The organism is Superficieibacter electus (assembly GCF_002915575.1).
In the GTDB taxonomy this organism is placed as follows: domain Bacteria; phylum Pseudomonadota; class Gammaproteobacteria; order Enterobacterales; family Enterobacteriaceae; genus Superficieibacter; species Superficieibacter electus.
Window position 1 is genome coordinate 44,000 of sequence record NZ_PQGD01000003.1, and the last position, 21,678, is coordinate 65,677.

Here is a 21,678-nt window from a genome sequence, read left to right on the forward strand (position 1 = left end):
TATTCATTATCAGCAATTAGCGGCAAATTGCGCTACGGTTGCTTTCGCGCCGTGCTGACGTAATGTTTCATAAGCCTGCGTGACTTTGGCGACAAACGCGCTGTCATCCGGCAATGCCTTACCAAAAATCGCTTCAATACTCAGCAAAGCCAGTACTCGCGCTTTCCCCTCTTCGCTACGCTTCACTGCCGCCTGAATGACAGAGAGTTGCGGATCGCAAATTTCAATCGGATTTCCGCTGTCATCCACACCGCCAACGTAGCGCATCCAGCCCGCTACGCCGAGCGCCAGTAAATCGAAACCACTATTGTGGGCCAAATGCCAGCGCACAGAATCCAGCATGCGCTGTGGCAGCTTCTGACTACCGTCCATGGCAATTTGCCAGGTACGATGGCGCAGTGCCGGGTTACTGTAACGCTCAATCAACCGGTCAGCATAGCGCTCAAGATCGACACCCTGTACTTTTAGCGTCGGGGCCTGCTCCCGTAGCATCAGCGCATGAGCCGCCCGGCGATAATGAGCATCTTCCATACAATCATTGATATGCTGATAGCCCGCAAGGTAGCCAAGATACGCGAGGAAAGAGTGACTGCCATTAAGCATCCGCAGTTTCATTTCTTCAAATGGCAACACATCAGCGACCAGTTCTGCACCGGCTTTTTCCCATTCAGGACGGCCTGCGACAAAGTTATCCTCAATGACCCACTGGCGGAAGGGTTCACAAGCCACGCCCGCCGGGTCACGTACGCCAGTGAGCTGCTCTATTTTTGCCAGTGTCTCCGGCGTGACTGCCGGTACAATACGGTCAACCATGGTAGAAGGAAACGTAACGTGCTGCTCAATCCAGTCGGCCAGTTCGTTATTAACCTCGCGGGCATAAGTGCACACCACATTACGCATGACGTGGCCATTTTCCGGCATGTTATCGCAGGACATTACGCTGAAGGCTGGCAACCCGGCAGCTTTACGGCGCGCCAGTGCTTCAACGACCACGCCGACCGCTGATGCTGGCTGCTGTGGATGTTGCAGATCGGCTACGATCAGCGGATGGTCTAACATCAGTTGTCCGGTTGCCGGAGAATGGCAGTATCCTTTTTCAGTGATCGTCAACGAGACGATAGCAATCTGCGGTTCACACATTTTGCTCAGTACGTATTCAAGCCCATCGACTTGAGCATGAAGCGCTTCTTTTACCACTCCGACCACCCGGGCGGTCCAGGCATCGGCTGACATTTCAGCTACGGTATAGAGGTTATCCTGCTTTTTAAGATCGGCAATCTGCTGTTCGCCGCCAATTAAATTCACCTCAATATAACCCCAGTCACTACCCTGCTCTGAGGCAAGGATATCAGCATAAACGCCCTGATGCGCACGATGAAACGCGCCAAATCCAAGATGAACAATACGTGGTACCAGACGGCTACGGTCATAATGTGGAAGAGTTGCTTTTGCAGTTAAGAGTCCGTTTTCCATGTTTAACTCACTATAGAAATGATTACACTGCATCAGATTACGCTCCGAAGCAGCAAGGATATTGATTTGCATTAAATCTTGTGCGATTGGTATAACAAAAAAACAAACATGTGTGACAGCATTGGCACATGACCACTACTGTCACCTGGGATCAGTTGGCTTTCGAAAAAGTGGTTTCTTTCGCTATTTCCGCCTTTGCTGGCGTATTCCAGAGTTGCTCATAGCGATAGCCGGTCAGGTCTTCCACAATACGACGAGTCTGTGGGTCAACGTCTTGTTTAGAACCGTGAGCTTTCAGACGTTCCACTTCATCAACAAAAATCTTATGCGTTTGTTTGTTTAGGTGGAAAGTGAGCGCCTGCCATAACGCAATAGCCAGAAGCCCTGCCGTGCCAACAAAAAGCAACATCGCGATCATGTTGATGGCTTCTGGTGGCTGCACCTGGCTGCCTTTCACATAGCCACCGCTTTGTAACAATACGCCCACGACAAACGTGGCAATCGCGACCGTTGTTTTGCGTGAAAACGTCATCACGGCGGCAAACAGCCCTTCACGCCGCTGACGGGTGATCATTTCGTCAATATCCGGAATAAACGGGAACACATTCCAGGGAGTGAATTCCAGAACGCAGCGTCCTACCTGGTAGATAGCCGCCAGTGCAATCAGTGTTGGAACCGTATTCCATGCCGGGAATTGATAGACAACGAAAAAACCCAGTAAACAAAGCAACATAACGCTGTAGGCAAATACATACAGACGCGAAGGACCAAATTTGATGATGGCAAGGCCAGCCAGTAAGGTAACGGGTAAACCTACGATACTCATCGAAAGTAAACTGCCTGCGAAAGCAGATGAGACATTCAGACAATATACGCAGAAGAAGACAAATACCGTGTTATAGACATCTTTACCGGTGAATGAAAACAGATAAATAGCCAGATGTTTTCTAAACGCTCTCACTTTGAGTGTTGAGGCATACTCTTTAAATAGTCCACCGACCATACGTATTTTTTCTGCAAATGTTTTTGGCGTAGCCGTGCTTTCCAGTTCAGACAGCATCTCCGGCGTTAATTCTCGCTCCCAGGTGACTTTCCATGAAATGAACACGCAAAGCATAAATAATGCGGCAAACACAATCCCGTTAATCAAATAAGCATTCGCGTTATGCTCGCCAAAATGATTGATCAGTAGACCGGGGATAAACGTAGCCAGGAATGTTCCGGTGGCAGATAAAAACATGCGGCAAGTCGAGAGTTTGGTACGTGAATTGAAATCCCTGGTCATTTCAGAAGGCAACGTTTCCCAGGGAATGAGCACCATTGCAGCAATGATTTCAAAGGCGAGATAAACCGCAAGATAAAAACCATAGCCCATGCCATCCAGCCACAACAAGGCGTATACCAGCATTAATGGCGCACCAATTAAAAGAAAGAAGCGACGGCGGCCAAATTTTTTACCCAATACATTCTTGTAGAAATGATCGGTGAAACTTCCCATAAACAGGCTGACAATAGCATCGACAATACGGGCAATGGCCACAATAGATGCGGCTTCTACCGGTGACAGGCCAACAAACGTGGTATAAAAGAATAATAACCAGGCACCAATAACCGTGAATGCCCCACCACCCATAATGTCCGTCAGACCATAGCCGATACTTACCGGTATGGTTATTTTTTTATTTTTGCGGGTCATGTTCTATCCTCATCGGAAGCTAACTAATTAAAATTTGAAATAATTCTCAGCATTGTCGTGGCAAATATTTTTTATCATCCGCGTCAGTATTTGCTGGTTATCAGGGACCTCGCCACGTTCTACCCATCCACCGATTAAATTACAGAGAATGCGACGAAAATAATCATGTCGGGTATAGGACACCAGACTGCGCGAGTCGGTTAACATGCCAATAAAATTCATCAATAGCCCCTGGTCGGCCAGTGCGTTGAGCTGGCTTTCCATCCCCCGCCGGGTATCGTTAAACCACCAGCCTGAGCCGAACTGAATCGGCGATTTAACGCCTTCATCGCCAGACTGGAAATTAGCGATGGTGGTTGCCACAATATCGTTATAAACAGGGTTGAGGTTATAAAGAATGGTTTTAGGTAATGCGTCCTGACGGGCCATCGCATCCAGCAGGCCGTTCAGGCTGGAGGCTAAATTGATTTGATCGTTAATCGAGTCGAATCCACTATTGATACCTACTGTCTCATACATTTTGGTATTATTGTTGCGGATCGCACCAAAATGAATCTGCATTGCCCAGCGGCGTTTTTTATACTGTTTTGCCAGCAATAGAAACATCGCGCTGCTGATGATGGCATGTTCATTGCGGGTTAGCGTTTCACCATGCAGTTTTTTTATGAAAATACTCGCAACCTGTGCTTTATCTGCGGCCACATAGTTTATTTCCTGAGGCCCATGATCGGAGATACGGCACCCCACCTCATGGAAAAAGTCAATTCGCCGGGCGATTGCAGCCTCAAAATCATCAAGTGAGGCAATATTTTTACCGGTTAACGCAGACAGCTTATCAATAAACGCCACATAAGTAGCCGGGTCTTCATTAAATACGTCATCCGGTCGGAAGGTGGGTAAAACACGAAACGTTAATGCGTTGTCCTGGGCCAGGAGTTGATGATAGTGCAATGAATCAAGCGGCGAATCGGTGGTACATATCACCTCTACGCCCGAGCGCGAAATGAGCGCCTGGGGCGTAAATGCCTCCTCTTTTAAACGTCGGTTACAGTGCTCCATCACCTCGCGCCAGTTATGACTATCCAGCATAGTGTCGCAGGCAAAATAAAAATCCAGCTCAAGGTGCGTCCAGTGATAAAGCGGATTACCAAAGCATGACTCCACCGTCTGCGCCCATGCCTGGAATTTCTCCTCTGCGCTAGCGTCTCCGGTAATCAGATCCTCACTGATGCCATTCGCACGCATTGCGCGCCATTTATAATGGTCGCCCGCCAGCCACAGCTGGGTAATATTTTCAAAAGACTTATTTTCATAAATTTCTTTAGCATCAAGATGACAGTGATAATCAATAACAGGCAGATGCTTCGCTACCCTGTTATAAAGCTCGATACCAGACTGATTATTGATCATAAAGCTATCGTTTATAAAGCTCATGGTATTCCCCATTTCTGTCGAAATAAACTCACTGGCGGTGCCGAGTGGAAAGGCACTGATATTACAGTGCCTTACGCAGTCAGATATAGTGACGGGTGTTGGCTGTGTTTATTACCTGCTGACTTTCAGCGGCATCTTCCGCAATGCTTAAATCGCGATCCTTAACCTCAGGCATAATCCATGCGGAAACAAGGCCAATTAACGAATACACAATTAGCATCACTACAATTGGCAGCCAGGAGCCTGTCATATTACAGAATATGCCCGCCAGCACCGGACCAAATCCTACCGCGACTAATCCCCCGGCTTCTTTTGAAATCGCCATTCGGGTAAAGCGGTTACGCGATCCAAACATTTCCGCCATAGTAATATTTTCCAGCGCGAACAGTCCCAGCACCGCAAAGTTATGGATAACTATTAGCGCCATCATAATTACGCCAGGGCTATAGGTTTTATCGACGATAATTGCCAGCATCGGATAGGCGAGAATAATTGCGGATATGTTCATGATAATATAAGGCAGGCGGCGACCAAACTTATCTGATAACCACCCCAATACCGGAATGGTGATAAAGCCCAGGACGGAGCTTATCATCAGCGCATCGGTAGGAATGCTTTTATCAAACAGCAGGGTCTGAACCATATAACCGGCCAGGAAGGTTTGAAGCAACCCCGAATTTCCTGCCTGACCAAAACGCAACCCGGTTGCCAGCCAGAAGGATTTGCTTTTAAACATTGCTCCTAAGGTTGCTTTATGTGGATGGGCCTTAACCGGTGAACGTTCGCCATCATTGACTTTCTCAAACACCGGGCTTTCTTTCAGATTTAAACGCAACCAGATGGCAAAGACCATAACCACGGCGCTTGCCAGGAACGGCACCCGCCAGCCCCATGCCAGTAATTCTTGCCGGTCGAGCAAGAAAAACATCACAGCCCAGATAGCCGTAGCGCTTAGCGTTCCACAATTGGTACCCATCGCCACCAGCGAAGAAATAATACCGCGCTTACCTTTAGGCGCATATTCAGCTAGCATCGTACCTGCACCTGATATTTCAGCGCCCGCGCCAAGGCCCTGAATAATACGCAGTGTGACCAGTAAGACCGGTGCAAAAATACCAATTTGCGCATAGGTCGGCAGCACGCCGATAAGGGTCGTACATATCCCCATCATCGTGATAGTTATAAATAGCACTTTTTTCCGGCCAATGGTGTCACCCATTTTGCCAAAAATAAACGCACCGACAATGCGTGCAATATAACCCGCACCATAGGTACCCATTGCCAGAATAAGCGCCATGGCGGCTGATTGCTCCGGAAAAAATATTTCATGAAAAACCAGCGCAGCGCCCAGGGAATAAAGCTGGAAGTCCATAAATTCCAGCGCCGTTCCTAACCAACCGGATAAAGCGGCCCGCACTAAGTCCTTTGTGCTTCTTTCATGTTTTATCTGCGTCATATTGGCAATCTCAAAAAGGTAAGATGCGTACTACTTACTCGCATTTATGTAGTTATGAAGGAAACGTGAGTAAAACCTTGCAGCATTGCCGCTGGTCTTTCTCAAAAACCTCAATGGCATCAGCAACCTGTTGATAATCGAAGGTATGAGTAATTAATTTGTCCGGATCAATTAGCCCCTGAGTTAACCAGTCGATGACCAGCGGAAATTTATTAGCGTTCAGTCGTGAAGAAAAAATAGATATTTCTTTTCCCGTTATTCCCTGCTGGATAATTTCAGTGGGTTCGCTGGAGAAGCCCATGATCACGATCCGCGCCGCCGGTGAGGCCAGTGAAATGGCTTCCTGTAAAATAGAGGGATGACAGGCGGCATCAACAATAAGCGTGGGCTGTATACCTTCCTCGATCAACCGGGCAGCGAGAGAGTGTTCCCTGTTATTTATTACTGTGTCGGCACCGCTTTTCTGCGCCATGGCAAGACGTTCATCAATGCGATCGACGACGATAACCTGTCTGACCTTATAAACCCCTTTCAGCACCTGAACGGTCGTCAGCCCCATTGGTCCGGCACCATAAACCAGCGCAATATCATTTTTACCCGGATTAACCTGGCCGGTCACATTCGCGGCAATCGTGAAAGGCTCCACCATCACGGCGTGATGATCGGCAAGGTTATCGGGAATGGCAAAGGCATTTTTTGCCGGCACCACGGCGTACTCACTGAATCCGCCGTCTCGGTGTACGCCCAGTACTACCAGTGATGTGCAGACGTTGGGCTTGCCGACCGAACATGGATAACAATGGCCGCAGCTGATCACCGGATCGACGGAAACCCGTTGTCCCAGACGAAGGCTATCGACCCCTTCACCTATCGCATCGATCACACCGAAAAATTCATGCCCGATGACGCGTGGGTATTGCGCAAACGGATTATGCCCGCGATAAATATGGCTATCAGAGCCGCAGATCCCGGCGAGCTTGATTCGTACTCTCACCTCACCTGCCGCCGGAGCGGGCAGCGGACGGTCTTCAATGACTAATTCATCAGGATTTTTAACAACGATGCTTTTCATAGCGCGCTCCCTTACCAGTTCCACAACGTACCATCTTCCAGTCGGGCGACCGGTAAGCAGGCAGGATCATAGGGGTATTTCGCGGCGAGTTTTTCATCATACTCGATGCCCAATCCCGGTTTGTCTCCCGGGTGCATGTAGCCACTGTCAAAGGTCCAGTTATGCGGGAACACTTCCAGCATCTGATCTGAATACCCCATATATTCCTGGACACCGAAGTTTGGCACCCACAGGTCGAAGTGCAGCGCTGCTGCCATGCAGACCGGCGATAAGTCGGAAGGACCATGCGAGCCGGTACGGACCTGATATAAAGAGGCAAAGTCAGCAATGCGCCGCATCCCGGTGATCCCGCCTGCATGGGTGATGGTGGTACGGATATAATCAATGAGCTGTTCTTCAATCAGCTGCTTGCAGTCCCAGATGCTGTTAAATACTTCGCCAACGGCAACAGGCGTAACGGTATGCTGGCGGATCAAACGGAAGCACTCCTGGTTTTCGGCCGGGGTGGGATCTTCCATCCAGAAAAGACGGTAATCTTCGATGCTTTTACCAAAACGTGCTGCTTCAATCGGCGTCAGACGATGATGCATATCGTGAAGCAGATGCTCATGGAAACCGAACTTATCGCGCACGGCAGCGAACAGTTTTGGCGTGAAATCGAGGTATTTTTCTGTAGACCAGAGTTGCTCTTCCGGCCACTGGCCTTTGGTCGCCGGCTCATAGGCCAGGCCTTTCCCCTTCGACATTCCATAGGTCGTTTTCATCCCTGGGACGCCGCACTGAACGCGAATGGCCTTAAAGCCCATTTCTTTATGCCGGGCATAATCTTCCAGCACATCATCCAGTGAGTGTCCCGTGGTGTGGCAGTAGACCATAACGCCTTCACGTGAAGCACCGCCGAGCAGCTGGTAGAGCGGCATATTGGCCGCTTTGGCCTTGATATCCCACAGCGCCATATCAATGGCCGAAATGGCTGACATAGTCACCGGGCCACGACGCCAGTAAGCGCCTTTATAGAAGAACTGCCAGATGTCTTCGATCCGATGCGCATCGCGGCCAATCAACTGCGGGCACAAATGGTCTTTCAGGTAGGACGCAACAGAAAGCTCGCGGCCATTTAAGGTGGCATCACCCAGCCCGGTAATACCTTCATCGGTGGTGATTTTTAACGTAACGAAGTTACGACCTGGACAGGTAACGAAGACCTCAGCGCCAACAATTTTCATTTTTATCCCTTACATCTTGATATGTGATGCCGGGAATTTACTCACCTGAACTACTACCATACAAGTATTATGATCAAAAAAGCGGCCTTCGATCACAAAAAAGGCGCTTACGCGCGCCCCCATCCTGCAATGATAATTAACATCCCACACAGCGCGATAAGTGCTCCAGCCCAGTCGTAAATACTCAGCTTTACGCCATCAACAACCCTTAGCCACATAAGCGCGGTGCAGACGTAAACACCCCCATAAGCCGCATATACCCGACCGCTTGCCGCCGGATGGAGGGTTAATAACCATACAAACATGGCAAGCGCCAGACCAGCCGGAATGAGTAACAGTGGCGTTGCACCCCGCTTCAGCCACAGCCACGGCAGAAAGCAGCCAATAATTTCACAAAGCGCAGTGATAAAAAAAAGGAGGGTTGTTTTTAGCATCGTTCCGTTTCGGTGAGGATTGGTTGAAACATCATACTGTATAATCAGCCAATCGTATTCACTCGCCTACTGCGGGTAGGCGTCCCGTAAGAGATAGAGTAGAATTGGCAATATGATGTTTCGTGCACTGACAGAGGAATTAGCGATGAAAATAACATTGAGCAAACGCCTGGGCCTGACAGCCATGCTGGCGCTGGCTGCCGTGATGTATACCGCTTCCGGCACCGTGTATGCCGAAACCAGCAAGCTGGTAATTGAGTCGGGCGACAGCGCTCAAAGCCGCCAAAATGCCGCGATGGATAAAGAACAATGGGACGATACCCGCTCCCTGCGTCAAAAAGTTAACAAGCGCGCCGAGAAAGAGTGGGATAAAGCCGACGTTGCTTTCGATGCCGAAGATAAATGCCAGCAAAGTAGCAATGTCAACGCTTACTGGGAGCCTAACACCCTTCGCTGCCTGGATCGCCGCACTGGTCGCGCCATTACGCCATAAAATGCATGATGAATGATGACAGGAAAGGAATTCTGATGAGTGATGTGATTAAACTTCGCCCCCTTGAACGTGAAGATTTGCGCTTTGTACACCAGCTCGATAATAACGCCAGCGTTATGCGTTACTGGTTTGAGGAACCGTACGAAGCGTTTGTCGAGCTGTCAGATCTTTACGACAAGCATATCCACGATCAGAGTGAGCGCCGTTTTGTAGTTGAATGTAACGGCGATAATGTCGGCCTCGTTGAACTGGTAGAAATTAACCATGTTCATCGCCGGGCAGAGTTTCAGATCATTATTTCCCCGGAGCATCAGGGAAAAGGTCTGGCTTCGCGGGCAGCAAAACTGGCTATGGACTATGGATTTACAGTATTAAATCTTTATAAGCTGTATCTCATTGTTGATAAAGAAAACGAGAAAGCCATTCATATTTATCGCAAGCTCGGCTTCAGAATTGAAGGCGAGCTTATCCATGAGTTCTTCATTAATGGCGAATATCGCAACACTATTCGTATGTGTATTTTCCAGCAAGAGTATCTGGAAAATCATAAACCGTCCGGCCAGACATTATTAAAACCGACCGCGCAATAAAAGGCGCGGTTAGTTCAATAATATTCCGTGGTATATTTGATAGTGTATTGTGTCTGCACTGCCGGCGATGCACTCTCATCGGTAAGTTGTAGCTTACAGCTTACCGGATTATCGTGGCTGTCGTAATCACAGGATTGTATTGCGCGGGTCATAGGTTTGTCATTCAAAAGACTGACCGCCGTGTAGTCCATTTTTTTATGCGGATCGGCAGAGGGTTTAATTTCATCGGTAAGTCGTTTGTCTTTTGCCTGCGAGATTTTGCCTAATGGATAACCTTCATTGTCATACTGGTACTTGATCTGAACGTCAGGCCCCTTTGCCATGGTGATGAACCCACGATCGTTGGTTTCCCAGGATAACCCTGCCGCTGGCAGTTCTGCCAGCTGGCATTTCCCTTGAGTACGCACTTTTTTCTCGTGCGTCTGGGCATCAAGATAAAAATTGGCATCAAGGATAAGCGCGACACCGGAATCGTTAGCCACGTCGTGTAGCTCCAGCACATCAAAACATCCCTCTTCCGACATTGATGCTGAGACACGTTTTGCCACCTCGCCTTTGTCATCGACCAACGTCTGGGTGAACGCTTTTACGGGCCCACGCAAGGGATCGAAATCGAATTCGCTTGAGAAACCAGCCATCTCCGGGGTAAAAGCTACTGGCTCGGAGGGTTTATCGCAGCCAGCCAGCAGCGCCCCGCAGGGAATTAACATCAGTAATCTTTTCACATTGTCTACCTGCATCAGGACCTTTCTCAATTATAATAGCAAATACAGACGTTTACACTGTTTGTGCTATGCTTTACCTGAATTCCTACGTTCAGGAGACGATGATGAAAACTTCACGTTGGTTACTTGCACTGTTAATAGCAAGTTCAGCCCCCGTGCTGGCGGCCCCGGAGTCATGTGAGCGGGTTAAAAGTGATATACAGCAGAAAATCATTAATAATGGCGTTCCGGAATCTGGCTTCACCCTCGCTATTCTACCCAGCGATCAGCCCGATCGGCCTGACTCACAAGTGGTAGGCCACTGTGCAAACGATACCTGGAAGATCCTTTATACCCGAACCAGCAGCGGGAATAGCACTGAAGGCGCGACTACCTCGCAGGATGGACAATCTGTTGAACCGCAGTAAATAAGTTCATTCTCAACCTGGCGTTTAATACTGTGAGCACAGTCTATTAAACGCCATCTTCCCCCACTAAAAGCCCCTGTTTTTGACCGGTGATAATAACCTGTACCCCAAAAGCGGTAGGATTACCCATCATTAGGCCGGTATTAATTTCGGCCGGTAATGTTTTTATTACGATAATTATGATGGAGCAATTATGTCCAATGTCGAAAGCCCCGGTGGAATCAGCCGACGAACGCTCGTGAAATCAACAGCACTAGGTTCGCTGGCGCTGGCAGCCGGAAATTTTTCTTTACCTTTTGGGTTTAACGCTGCGGCCGCCGCCGTACAACAGGCAACACAACACGCCGATAAAGTGGTTTGGGGAGCCTGTTCGGTCAACTGTGGCAGCCGCTGTGCATTACGTTTGCACGTACGCGATGATGAAGTGTACTGGGTTGAGACTGATAATACAGGCCATGATATCTATGGTGATCATCAGGTTCGCGCCTGCCTGCGTGGACGTTCAATTCGCCGCCGCATCAATCATCCTGATCGCCTGAACTATCCAATGAAACGCGTTGGTAAGCGTGGTGAAGGGAAATTTGAGCGGATCAGCTGGGATGAAGCGCTGGATACCATCAGCCATAGTCTTGAGCAGGTGGTTAAAAAGTACGGTAACGAAGCAGTATATATTAACTATTCTTCCGGGATCGTGGGTGGCAATATTACCCGTTCTTCACCCTACGCCTCGCTGGTTGCCCGGCTGATGAACTGTTACGGCGGTTTTTTAAGCCATTATGGTACCTATTCTACGGCGCAGATTGCCTGCGCGATGCCATACACGTACGGTTCTAACGAAGGCAACAGCACCTCAGATATTGAAAACTCAAAGCTGGTGGTGATGTTCGGTAATAACCCGGCTGAAACCCGAATGAGCGGCGGCGGCATTACCTGGTTTCTTGAACAGGCGCGCGAGCGCTCAAATGCCAAAATGATCGTTATAGACCCGCGTTATACTGACACAGCCGCCGGACGAGAAGATGAATGGATACCTATCCGTCCTGGTACAGATGCCGCGCTGGTAGCCGGACTGGCCTGGGTGCTCATCACGGAAAACATGGTCGATCAGGACTTTCTGGATAACTACTGCGTGGGCTACGATGAAAAAACGCTGCCAGAAGGCGCGCCTGCCAATAGTCATTACAAAGCGTATATTCTCGGGGATGGTGATGACGGCATTGCGAAAACGCCTGATTGGGCAGCGCACATTACCGGTATCCCGGCAGATCGTATTATCAAACTGGCGCGTGAAATTGGTACAGCAAAACCGGCTTATATCTGTCAAGGTTGGGGACCACAACGTCAGGCGAATGGTGAATTAACCTCGCGGGCGATAGTCATGCTGCCGATCCTGACCGGCAATGTCGGCATTAGTGGCGGTAATAGTGGCGCACGTGAATCAACCTACACAATGACCATTGAACGTATGCCGCTGCCGGATAACCCGGTTAAAACGCAAATCTCCTGCTTTAGCTGGACCGATGCGATTGCGCGCGGCCCGCAGATGACGGCGACCCGCGATGGCGTGCGTGGAAAAGATAAACTTGATGTTCCCGTCAAATTTATCTGGAACTATGCGGGTAATACCATTACCAATCAGCATTCTGATATCAATAAGACTCACGATATCCTTCAGGACGAGAGCAAATGCGAAACTATCGTCGTTATTGATAATTTCATGACCTCTTCCGCAAAATATGCCGATATAGTGCTGCCGGATCTAATGACCGTCGAACAGGAAGATATTATTCCTAACGACTACGCCGGGAATATGGGCTATTTGATCTTTATCCAACCAGCAACCACTGCAAAATTTGAGCGCCGCCCCATTTATTGGATAATGAGCGAAATCGCAAAAAGGCTGGGTTCCGACGTTTATGAGCGTTTTACCGAGGGTCGCACCCAGGAAGAATGGCTAAAATACCTTTATGCCAAAATGATTGCAAAAGACCCCCTGCTTCCTGCTTATGAAGAATTGAAAAAAATGGGGATTTATAAACGTAAAGATCCTGCCGGGCATTTTATCGCTTATAAAAAATTCCGTGAAGATCCACTCGCCAATCCACTCAAAACCCCTTCAGGGAAAATTGAAATTTACTCCAGCCGCCTTGCTGAAATCGCAAAAAGTTGGGAATTAGAAAAGGATGAAGTAATAAGCCCCCTGCCAGTCTATGCCTCCACATTCAAGGCTGGGACGATCCGCAGCGCGCGCAGTTCCCGCTTCAGCTTTTTGGTTTCCATTACAAAGCGCGTACCCATTCCAGCTATGGAAATATTGACGTATTAAAGAGTGCCTGTCGTCAGGAAGTGTGGATCAACCCCATTGATGCGCAAAAACGAGGTATTGCCAATGGCGATATGGTCCGCGTCTTCAATGGCCGCGGTGAGGTAAGAATTGCCGCTAAAGTCACGCCACGCATTATGCCCGGCGTTAGCGCAATGGGCCAGGGAGCATGGCACGACGCAGACATGGCCGGAGACCGCGTTGATCATGGTTCGTGCATGAATACGCTTACCACCCACCGCCCGTCACCCCTGGCGAAAGGCAATCCACAGCATACCAATTTGGTTGAAATCGAAAAGGTATAAGGAGTTGTAAATGAGTACTCAGTATGGATTTTATATCGATTCCAGCCGCTGCACGGGATGCAAAACCTGCGAACTGGCGTGTAAGGATTATAAGGATCTCACCCCTGAGGTGAGCTTCCGTCGAATTTATGAGTATGCCGGTGGCGACTGGCAGGAAGATAACGGTGTCTGGCGACAGAACGTTTTTGCTTACTACCTGTCGATTGCCTGTAACCACTGCGACGACCCGGCGTGTACCAAAGTCTGCCCGAGTGGCGCAATGCACAAGCGTGAGGATGGTTTCGTTATTGTCGATGAGGACATTTGCATCGGCTGTCGCTATTGCCACATGGCGTGTCCTTATGGTGCACCGCAATATAACGCGGCGAAAGGTCATATGACCAAATGTGACGGTTGCCACGATCGGGTGATGAACGAAGGGAAAAAGCCCATTTGTGTCGAATCCTGCCCGTTACGCGCGCTGGATTTTGCACCAATAGCAGAACTACGGAAAAAATACGGTGAACTCGCGGCGGTGGCTCCACTGCCAGGCGCGCATTTCACCCGTCCTAATATCGTGATTAAACCTAATGCCAACAGCCGTTCAAGTGGTGATACCACAGGTTATCTGGCAAACCCGGAGGAAGTCTGAAATGGGAAACGGATGGCATGAATGGCCGCTGGTGTTATTTACCGTATTAGGACAATGTGTTGTTGGTGGACTTATCGTGACGGGGCTGGGCTGGATGGCGGCGTCGGACGATCGTGCCAGTCAGCAACGACTGGTTCGCAGTATGTTTTTTCTCTGGCTGGTCATGGGCATTGCCTTTTTGGCCTCGGTAATGCATCTCGGTTCACCGCTCAGAGCATTTAATTCACTTAATCGTGTCGGCAGCTCCGCGCTGAGTAATGAAATAGCAAGTGGTTCACTCTTCTTTGCCGTGGGTGGATTTTGGTGGCTTGTCGCGGTAACAGGTAAAATGCCCGCACTTCTGGGTAAAGTCTGGTTAATTGTCAGTATGATCCTGGGTGTGATTTTTATCTGGGCGATGACACGCGTCTACCTGATTAACACGGTCCCGACGTGGTATACCGGCTACACCACCATAAGTTTCTTCCTGACGGCACTGCTGGCGGGCCCGATTTTTGGTGCACTGCTGCTTCGTGCGGCTCGCATTCCTTTTAAAGGTTCGGCGTTTGCCACACTTAGCATTGTCGCCTTACTGGTAAGCGTGGTGATTATGCTATTACAGGGTGTGCAAATTGGCACCGTCCATAGCTCGGTACAACAGGCCAGCGCGCTGGTACCTGACTACGCGGCAGTGCAAATCGGGCGATTGATATTGTTGGTGCTGGGTCTCGGTTGTTGGCTATGCCCGCTTGTCAGGCGTCACTCGCCGCACACTCTCAGTATATTATGTGGATGTGTGCTGGTTATTGCTGGTGAATTACTGGGGCGAATCGTGTTTTACGGTCTACATATGACGGTTGGAATGGCCGTCGCGGGATAATTTACAGGCCGTTTTTTCAGGAAAGAGAGAATGAATAAATTACATGAGGGCGGCTCGCTTGCTTTTACAGCTCGCGTACTGGGCGCGCTCTTCTATTATCCACCCGATACCCCCGACGTAGCCCCACTGGTGGAAGCCTTTGTCAGTGGTGACTGGGTTGAACAGTGGCCGCTACCCTCGCAGGCAGTGCAACCACTGGCGGTCACATTTGCAACACACAGTGATGAACCGCTTGCTCGTGCATTCCAGCGCCTTTTTGTCGGTCCATGGGCCTTACCTGCACCGCCATGGGGCTCCGTCTGGATGGACCGAGAAAGCGTGTTGTTTGGTGATTCAACGCTCGCACTGCGTCAATGGATGCGTGAAAATAGTATTGCGTTTGAAAGCCAGCAGAATGAACCTGAGGACCATTTTGGTACGCTGTTGTTGCTTGCGGCATGGCTTAGTGAAAACGGTCGTCATACGGAGTGTGAACAATTGTTAGCCTGGCATTTGCTACCCTGGGCAACACGCTTTCTCACTCTGTTAACTGAACATGCGGAGCATCCCTTTTATCGTGCTCTCGGCGAGTTAGCGCAACTGACGCTGAAACAATGGCGGGACGGGCTGTTAATTCCTGTCGCACAAAAGCAGCTCTACCGCTAATCACTTAAAATGCCGGTCAGCTTTCTGTCCGGCATTATTTCTTTATAGCTCAAACAAATCCGTTTTACAGCGGGCCCCCTTATTGTGACAGTGTCACTAAATACAACTTTTTTTAAGATTTTTCTGCAATCTGGTGTTCAGCCGTTACGTTATAAGGCATAACGAAAGGTTACACTTCCCTGACGTAACTATTAATTTTGCCACTTTCTGGCGTCCCTTATCCTGCCTTGCTATAGCTCTATGACCCTGCCAGTCATGGCATAACAACATGCAACCACTGGTTGCCATAACACATGCATACAGGGAGAAGGATAAGAATGCATAACGTTACTGCGCTTCAACGCGCCCTTTTGTTTGTCGCAGCAATCATCATCGTGCTGGCATTGCTGGTCTGGGGGATTGGTCCCGACACGATCATGGCGCGAAAAGTTGATCTCCTTTATCTCGGACAACAACACTTGATTCTGGTGTTCAGTTCCATGTTTCTGGCACTCATCGTCGGCATTCCCTGCGGAATACTTCTTAGCCGTCCCGCAGCGCGCGGCGTGGCTGAGCATGTGATGCAAATTTTTAATATCGGTAATACGCTGCCACCACTGGCGGTGCTGGCACTGGCGATGGTCTTTATTGGCATTGGTGATACGCCTGCCATTATTGCGCTCTTCCTGGCCTCCCTGCTGCCCATCGTACGTAATACCTATGCAGGTTTATGTTCGGTGCCAGCCTCACTGCTGGAAGCGGCCAATGGAATCGGTATGACTAAATGGCAGCGCCTACGTCAGGTAGAATTACCGAATGCCTGGAGCGTGATGTTATCTGGCATTCGCATTGCGACGGCGATCAATGTAGGTACTGCGCCTCTCGCGTTTCTGATCGGTGCCAGTAGCTATGGCGAGCTTATTTTCCCGGGAATTTATCTCAACGATTTTCCGACGCTCATTCTGGGCGCAACGGCGACCGCGCTCTTCGCGTTGATTCTCGACGTCTTGCTGGCCAGTCTGGGCCGTATTCTGACGCCGCACATCGCCCGATAACAATAATAAGGAGCGTTATATGATGTTACGTAAACACTTCATTGGTTTGATGACCGCGCTGTCATTTGTCGCAAGTCAGGCCAGTGCAGCCCCTCTGGTACTGGCCACTAAAAGCTTTACCGAGCAGCATATTCTTTCCGCGATGACCGTGCAGTATCTGCAAAAGAAAGGATTTCAGGTACAGCCACAAACCAACATTGCTACCGTCATTTCGCGTAATGCGATGATTAACAAACAGATCGACATGACCTGGGAATATACCGGTACCTCCCTGATCATTTTTAATCATATTAATAAGAGAATGACACCACAGGAAACTTACGACACCGTGAAAAAGCTGGATGCTAAGCACGGTCTGGTATGGCTGAAACCTGCCGATATGAATAATACCTATGCTTTTGCCATGCAGCGCAAACGCGCACAGGCCGAGCACATCACCACTATGTCGCAGATGGTGGAGAAAATTGAACATCTGCGGCAAACCGATCCCGATAAAAATTGGTTGTTGGGACTCGATCTTGAGTTTGCTGGCCGTAGTGACGGTATGAAGCCTCTGCAAAATGCTTACCAGATGGAGCTCGATCGCCCGCAAATCCGCCAGATGGACCCGGGACTGGTGTACAACGCTATTCGTGACGGTTTTGTGGATGCCGGGTTGATATATACCACCGATGGTCGAATAAAAGGCTTTGATCTCCAGGTCCTTGAAGATGACAAGGGATTCTTCCCCAGCTATGCGGTTACCCCTGTCGTACGTAAAGACACGCTGGAAGCGAATCCAGGCCTCGAAGAGGCATTAAATACCCTCTCGGCTCAGTTGAATAATGAAACGATTATCGATTTGAATGCCAAAGTGGATATCGATCATCAGTCACCTCAGCAGGTCGCTCGCGGCTTTCTGCAAAGCAAAGGCCTGCTATAAGGAGCACAGATGGACACTCTTCATTACATAATCGATAACGCGGGCTATATTTCCAGCCTGACATTCCAGCATCTGTGGCTGGTCGGGCTGGCGGTTGGGCTGGCGATTGTTATTGGCGTACCGCTGGGTATCGTTATTGTCCGCTATAAATGGCTGGCAACGCCAGTACTCGGCCTGGCGACCATTTTATTGACCATTCCCTCCATTGCCTTGTTTGGCCTGATGATCCCGGTATTCTCCCTGATTGGCCAGGGTATTGGCGCGCTGCCCGCGATCACCGCTGTCTTTCTCTACTCGTTACTGCCGATTGTCCGTAATACGCACACCGCTCTGGATAACCTGCCGCCGGGATTACGTGAAGCAGGACGGGGGATTGGCATGACTTTTTGGCAGCGTTTGCGTTGGGTAGAAATCCCGATGGCCCTGCCGGTTATTTTCGGTGGTATTCGTACCGCCGTGGTCATGAATATTGGCGTAATGGCGATCGCCGCTGTCATTGGCGCGGGTGGCCTGGGCCTTTTACTTCTTAACGGCATTGGCGGGAGCGACATACGCATGCTGATAGCCGGTGCGTTAATGATTTGTCTGCTGGCGATTGTGCTGGACTGGTTGCTGCATCGTCTGCAAATCGTGCTGACACCCAAGGGGATACGATAATGATAAAACTGGAAAACCTGACAAAAGAATTTAAACAGAAGAACGGCCAAATTTTCAAAGCGGTCGATAACGTTAATCTTAACGTGCCGGAAGGTGAAATGTGCGTTCTTCTCGGCCCTTCCGGTTGCGGAAAGACGACGACGTTAAAGATGATCAACCGGCTCATTCCTCCTTCAGGTGGCAAAATTCTGATCAATGGTCAGGATACCAGCGAGATGGATACCGTATCGCTGCGTCGTAACATTGGCTACGTCATTCAGCAGATTGGTCTGTTTCCTAACATGACCATTGAAGAAAATATTACCGTGGTACCGCGTATGCTCGGCTGGGATAAAGCCCGCTATAAAAGCCGCGCCGAAGAGCTGATGGATATGGTGGCACTGGACCCGAAAAAATTCCTGCATCGCTATCCGAAAGAGATGTCAGGCGGACAGCAACAACGTATTGGCGTGATCCGCGCACTGGCAGCAGATCCGCCGGTGTTACTGATGGATGAGCCTTTCGGAGCGGTGGACCCGATTAACCGTGAGGTGATCCAAAATCAGTTTCTTGAAATGCAGCGCAAGCTGAAAAAAACGGTCATGCTGGTGAGCCATGACATTGATGAAGCGCTCAAGCTCGGTGACCGGATAGCCGTCTTTCGTCAGGGGCGCATTGTACAGTGTGCCAGTCCCGATGAACTGCTGGCAAAACCGGCGAACGAGTTTGTCGGCTCTTTCGTTGGGCAGGACCGCACCCTTAAACGCCTGCTGCTGGTCTCTGCGGGTGACGTCACCGATCGTCAACCCACCTTGACCGTGCGTCGCTCAACCCCTGCGGCAGAGGCGTTTGCGATTATGGATGACAATGATATCCGGGCCATCACAGTGGTCGATGAAGACGGCAAACCATTAGGCTTTATTAAACGTCGTGAGGCGCGTAATGCCACTGGTGAAAGCGCCGGGCTGTTACATCCCTTCCAGGTCACCGGTAAAGCCGAGGATAACCTGCGCGTAGTGCTATCCAAACTGTATGAAAGCAACACCAGTTGGATGCCCATTGTCGATGAAGAAGGACGCTATAGCGGAGAGATTTCGCAGGACTACATCGCGGATTATCTCAGCTCCGGCCGCACCCGCCGGGCGCTGAATATTCACAGCGATAATTAATTGTCCTTTCCCCCGATAGTGTTTTTCATCGGGGGGCTACGCCCGTCAGAAATAGACTTACCACCAGCGCGGACAGCCCCCTGCGACAGTAAGGTGCAGATACCCGTGTTTTATCGCACGCTATGCTTTTGTCATTGCTTTGTTTTAACGGCACAATATTAAAACATATTCATAGCCTGTTATCCTCCATGTACCGTCTGCATACTTACCCTGATTCACCCGTCATGCTCCGTCGTCTGCTATTTGCGATAGCCGTTGGCGTGCTGGCTGCGCTGGCTGTTGCGTTATTCCGCCACGCCATGCTGGCGCTGGAATGGGTTTTTCTGAGCAATGACAGTGGCAGCCTGGTCAATGCCGCAGACGGCCTTCCCTGGTGGCGACGCCTGATCACTCCCGCCATCGGCGGACTGGCAGCCGGCACCCTGCTCTACTGCTGGCAATGGTATACGCGCCAGCGTCCTCATGCGCCGACAGATTATATGGAAGTACTGGAGAGCGAGAGCAGTGAATTTGATGTCAGTTCAAGCCTGATCAAATCCTTTGCCTCCCTTCTGGTGGTGGCCAGCGGTAGCGCTATTGGCCGTGAGGGTGCCATGATCCTGCTTTCTGCCCTTGCGGCCTCTTTTCTTGCGCGACGCTTTACGGCAAAAGAAGAGTGGAAACTCTGGATTGCCTGCGGCGCGGCGGCAGGTATGGCAAGTGCTTACCATGCTCCGCTGGCGGGAAGTCTGTTTATCGCCGAAATTTTATTTGGCACATTAATGCTGGCATCGTTGGGGCCGGTGGTTATCGCTGCGGTGACGGCGCTCCTGACGACGTCACTGCTGAACGGCGGCCCCACTCTGCTCTATGAGGTTAAACTTACCGCACCGGTCCATGGTGTTGATTACCTACTGATGCTGGCCACCGGCCTGCTGGCCGGATTTTGTGGTCCCTTTTTCATTTGGCTGATGTCGGCCAGCCACCGTCTGTTTGTGTATTTGAAACTGTCGCCGCCTTTGCAACTGGCGGCAGGCGGGCTGGCGGTCGGTTTATTATCGCTACTTACACCGGACGTCTGGGGAAATGGATATAGTGTCGTTCAGCATTTTTTGCAGCTTCCGCCGCCGTTTGCCGTCGTAGCTGGAATATTTATCTGCAAACTACTCGCCGTTCTGGCCAGCAGCGGATCGGGCGCGCCGGGAGGTGTATTTACACCAACGCTGTTTATGGGAATGGCGACGGGTATGCTTTTTGCCAGCCTGTGCGCCTTGTGGCTACCGGGTTATGGGGATATTGCGGTTTTGTTGGGCTTAAGCGGAATGGCGACATTATTAGCAGCCACCACCCATGCACCAATTATGTCATCACTGATGATTTGCGAGATGACCGGGCAGTATTCGTTGCTACCCGGTTTATTGCTGGCCTGCGTCATTGCCTCGGTGCTATCGCGTACTTTACGCCGGAACTCCATCTACCATTAGCACGTCGGTTAACATGTTAAGATGAATATACTGCGCCAGTTCCCGCTGTTCTGCTCGCGGCAGGTAGGGAAGTTCCCCTACCAGAGGGGCGGGGAGTTTTTTACTGAGGACATCAATAATTTCAGCATAGTGCGCCAGTCCAGGGTTGATGCGGTTGGCGACCCATCCTACCAGCGGCAATCCGTCATTCGCAATTGCCTGCGCGGTCAATAGCGCATGGTTTATACAGCCTTCCTGAATACCAACGACCATCAGCACAGGAAGCTGTTCCTGCACCACCCACTCTGAAAGCGGACGCAGATCGTTCATCAGGCTACGCCAGCCACCGGTGCCCTCAACCACCATGTGATCAACCTGGCGGGTTAAACTGGCCAGCCCTTCAGACAGGCGGGTATAGTTAATCGGTGAACTGTGCGCCACGCTACTCTCCTCTTCGCTCAGGGCAATAGGATTGATGGCGTCATAAGGTAGGGAAAGCGTTGAGACGCTTTGCAACACCAGGGCATCCTTATTGCGTAATCCCTCCGGTGTCACTTTGCTCCCTTTTGCAACGGGTTTATATCCCGCTACGCTTTTGCCACAGGCAGCCATCGCCTGTAGCAATGCGCGGGAAACCACCGTTTTTCCGACAGCAGTATCAGTACCGGTAATAAAGAAACGCTTAAGCATGACTCACTCCACCGTT

20 protein-coding genes and 1 pseudogene are annotated in these 21,678 nt (G+C 50.1%); 12 read left to right on the forward strand and 9 right to left on the reverse strand.

The annotated features are described in order from the left end of the window. Positions 1-9: 9 nt before the first annotated feature. From CHU32_RS04105 to CHU32_RS04135, 7 genes are all read right to left on the reverse strand, one after another. The gene (locus CHU32_RS04105) at positions 10-1,473 is read right to left on the reverse strand and encodes a mannitol dehydrogenase family protein (protein ID WP_103674757.1); all 1,464 of its coding nucleotides are present in this window, start codon (positions 1,471-1,473) and stop codon (positions 10-12) included. Positions 1,474-1,624: 151 nt separating this feature from the next. Next, on the reverse strand, positions 1,625-3,169 hold the full coding sequence (locus CHU32_RS04110; RefSeq protein ID WP_103674525.1) for an MFS transporter: 1,545 nt from the start codon (positions 3,167-3,169) through the stop codon (positions 1,625-1,627). Positions 3,170-3,196: 27 nt separating this feature from the next. Then, entirely contained in the window at positions 3,197-4,603 is a 1,407-nt protein-coding gene (uxaC, locus tag CHU32_RS04115; RefSeq protein ID WP_103750785.1) for a glucuronate isomerase, read from the reverse strand. Positions 4,604-4,682: 79 nt separating this feature from the next. Then, on the reverse strand, positions 4,683-6,059 hold the full coding sequence (locus tag CHU32_RS04120; protein ID WP_103674527.1) for an MFS transporter: 1,377 nt from the start codon (positions 6,057-6,059) through the stop codon (positions 4,683-4,685). A 52-nt stretch (positions 6,060-6,111) separates the two neighbouring features. Further along, positions 6,112-7,131 carry a Zn-dependent oxidoreductase gene (locus CHU32_RS04125; RefSeq protein ID WP_103674528.1) on the reverse strand — a complete coding sequence of 340 codons (1,020 nt, stop codon included), beginning with the start codon at positions 7,129-7,131 and terminating at the stop codon, positions 6,112-6,114. Positions 7,132-7,142: 11 nt separating this feature from the next. Further along, complete coding sequence (gene rspA / locus CHU32_RS04130; RefSeq protein ID WP_103674529.1) at positions 7,143-8,357, reverse strand: starvation-sensing protein RspA; 1,215 nt, start codon at positions 8,355-8,357, stop codon at positions 7,143-7,145. A 107-nt stretch (positions 8,358-8,464) separates the two neighbouring features. Further along, positions 8,465-8,791 (reverse strand): YnfA family protein, encoded by a 327-nt coding sequence (locus tag CHU32_RS04135; protein WP_103674530.1) that lies wholly within the window; start codon positions 8,789-8,791, stop codon positions 8,465-8,467. Positions 8,792-8,936: 145 nt separating this feature from the next. Here CHU32_RS04135 and CHU32_RS04140 point away from each other — a divergent pair, with 145 nt between their 5' ends. After that, complete coding sequence (locus tag CHU32_RS04140) at positions 8,937-9,284, forward strand: DUF1283 family protein (protein ID WP_103674531.1); 348 nt, start codon at positions 8,937-8,939, stop codon at positions 9,282-9,284. Between the two features lie 35 nt (positions 9,285-9,319). Then, a complete protein-coding gene (gene speG, locus CHU32_RS04145) occupies positions 9,320-9,874 on the forward strand; it encodes a spermidine N1-acetyltransferase (RefSeq protein ID WP_103674532.1) in 555 nt (184 codons plus the stop codon). A 14-nt stretch (positions 9,875-9,888) separates the two neighbouring features. Here the strand turns inward: speG and CHU32_RS04150 are convergent, their stop codons facing one another. Continuing rightward, positions 9,889-10,599, reverse strand: coding sequence for a YnfC family lipoprotein (locus CHU32_RS04150; RefSeq protein WP_176691612.1), 711 nt, complete (start codon positions 10,597-10,599; stop codon positions 9,889-9,891). Positions 10,600-10,703: 104 nt separating this feature from the next. Here CHU32_RS04150 and CHU32_RS04155 point away from each other — a divergent pair, with 104 nt between their 5' ends. The 10 genes and pseudogenes from CHU32_RS04155 to clcB all read left to right on the forward strand — a co-directional run bounded on the left by CHU32_RS04155 (position 10,704) and on the right by clcB (position 20,993). Beyond that, positions 10,704-11,006: a DUF1161 domain-containing protein gene (locus CHU32_RS04155; RefSeq protein WP_103674534.1), complete on the forward strand. Its 303-nt coding sequence runs from the start codon at positions 10,704-10,706 to the stop codon at positions 11,004-11,006. Positions 11,007-11,199: 193 nt separating this feature from the next. Further along, positions 11,200-13,634, forward strand: a pseudogene (gene ynfE, locus CHU32_RS04160) (selenate/tellurate reductase subunit YnfE). Positions 13,635-13,644: 10 nt separating this feature from the next. Continuing rightward, the gene (locus tag CHU32_RS04165; protein ID WP_103674535.1) at positions 13,645-14,265 is read left to right on the forward strand and encodes a DMSO/selenate family reductase complex B subunit; all 621 of its coding nucleotides are present in this window, start codon (positions 13,645-13,647) and stop codon (positions 14,263-14,265) included. Between the two features lies 1 nt (position 14,266). Beyond that, positions 14,267-15,124 carry a dimethyl sulfoxide reductase anchor subunit family protein gene (locus tag CHU32_RS04170; RefSeq protein ID WP_103674536.1) on the forward strand — a complete coding sequence of 286 codons (858 nt, stop codon included), beginning with the start codon at positions 14,267-14,269 and terminating at the stop codon, positions 15,122-15,124. Between the two features lie 30 nt (positions 15,125-15,154). Continuing rightward, on the forward strand, positions 15,155-15,769 hold the full coding sequence (gene dmsD / locus CHU32_RS04175; RefSeq protein WP_103674537.1) for a Tat proofreading chaperone DmsD: 615 nt from the start codon (positions 15,155-15,157) through the stop codon (positions 15,767-15,769). A 317-nt stretch (positions 15,770-16,086) separates the two neighbouring features. After that, positions 16,087-16,803 carry an osmoprotectant ABC transporter permease OsmY gene (gene osmY / locus CHU32_RS04180; RefSeq protein WP_103674538.1) on the forward strand — a complete coding sequence of 239 codons (717 nt, stop codon included), beginning with the start codon at positions 16,087-16,089 and terminating at the stop codon, positions 16,801-16,803. Between the two features lie 19 nt (positions 16,804-16,822). After that, positions 16,823-17,725, forward strand: coding sequence for an osmoprotectant ABC transporter substrate-binding protein OsmX (osmX, locus tag CHU32_RS04185; protein WP_176691613.1), 903 nt, complete (start codon positions 16,823-16,825; stop codon positions 17,723-17,725). Between the two features lie 9 nt (positions 17,726-17,734). Beyond that, complete coding sequence (gene osmW, locus CHU32_RS04190; protein WP_103674539.1) at positions 17,735-18,382, forward strand: osmoprotectant ABC transporter permease OsmW; 648 nt, start codon at positions 17,735-17,737, stop codon at positions 18,380-18,382. After that, positions 18,382-19,530, forward strand: a complete 1,149-nt coding sequence (osmV, locus tag CHU32_RS04195; RefSeq protein WP_103674540.1) for an osmoprotectant ABC transporter ATP-binding protein OsmV — start codon at positions 18,382-18,384, stop codon at positions 19,528-19,530. The genes osmW and osmV overlap by 1 nt, the downstream gene beginning before the upstream one ends. Positions 19,531-19,718: 188 nt before the next feature. Further along, complete coding sequence (clcB, locus tag CHU32_RS04200) at positions 19,719-20,993, forward strand: voltage-gated ClC-type chloride channel ClcB (protein ID WP_103674759.1); 1,275 nt, start codon at positions 19,719-19,721, stop codon at positions 20,991-20,993. Here clcB and bioD read toward each other — a convergent pair. After that, on the reverse strand, positions 20,967-21,662 hold the full coding sequence (gene bioD, locus CHU32_RS04205) for a dethiobiotin synthase (RefSeq protein WP_103674541.1): 696 nt from the start codon (positions 21,660-21,662) through the stop codon (positions 20,967-20,969). The genes clcB and bioD overlap by 27 nt on opposite strands. Positions 21,663-21,678: the final 16 nt, after the last annotated feature.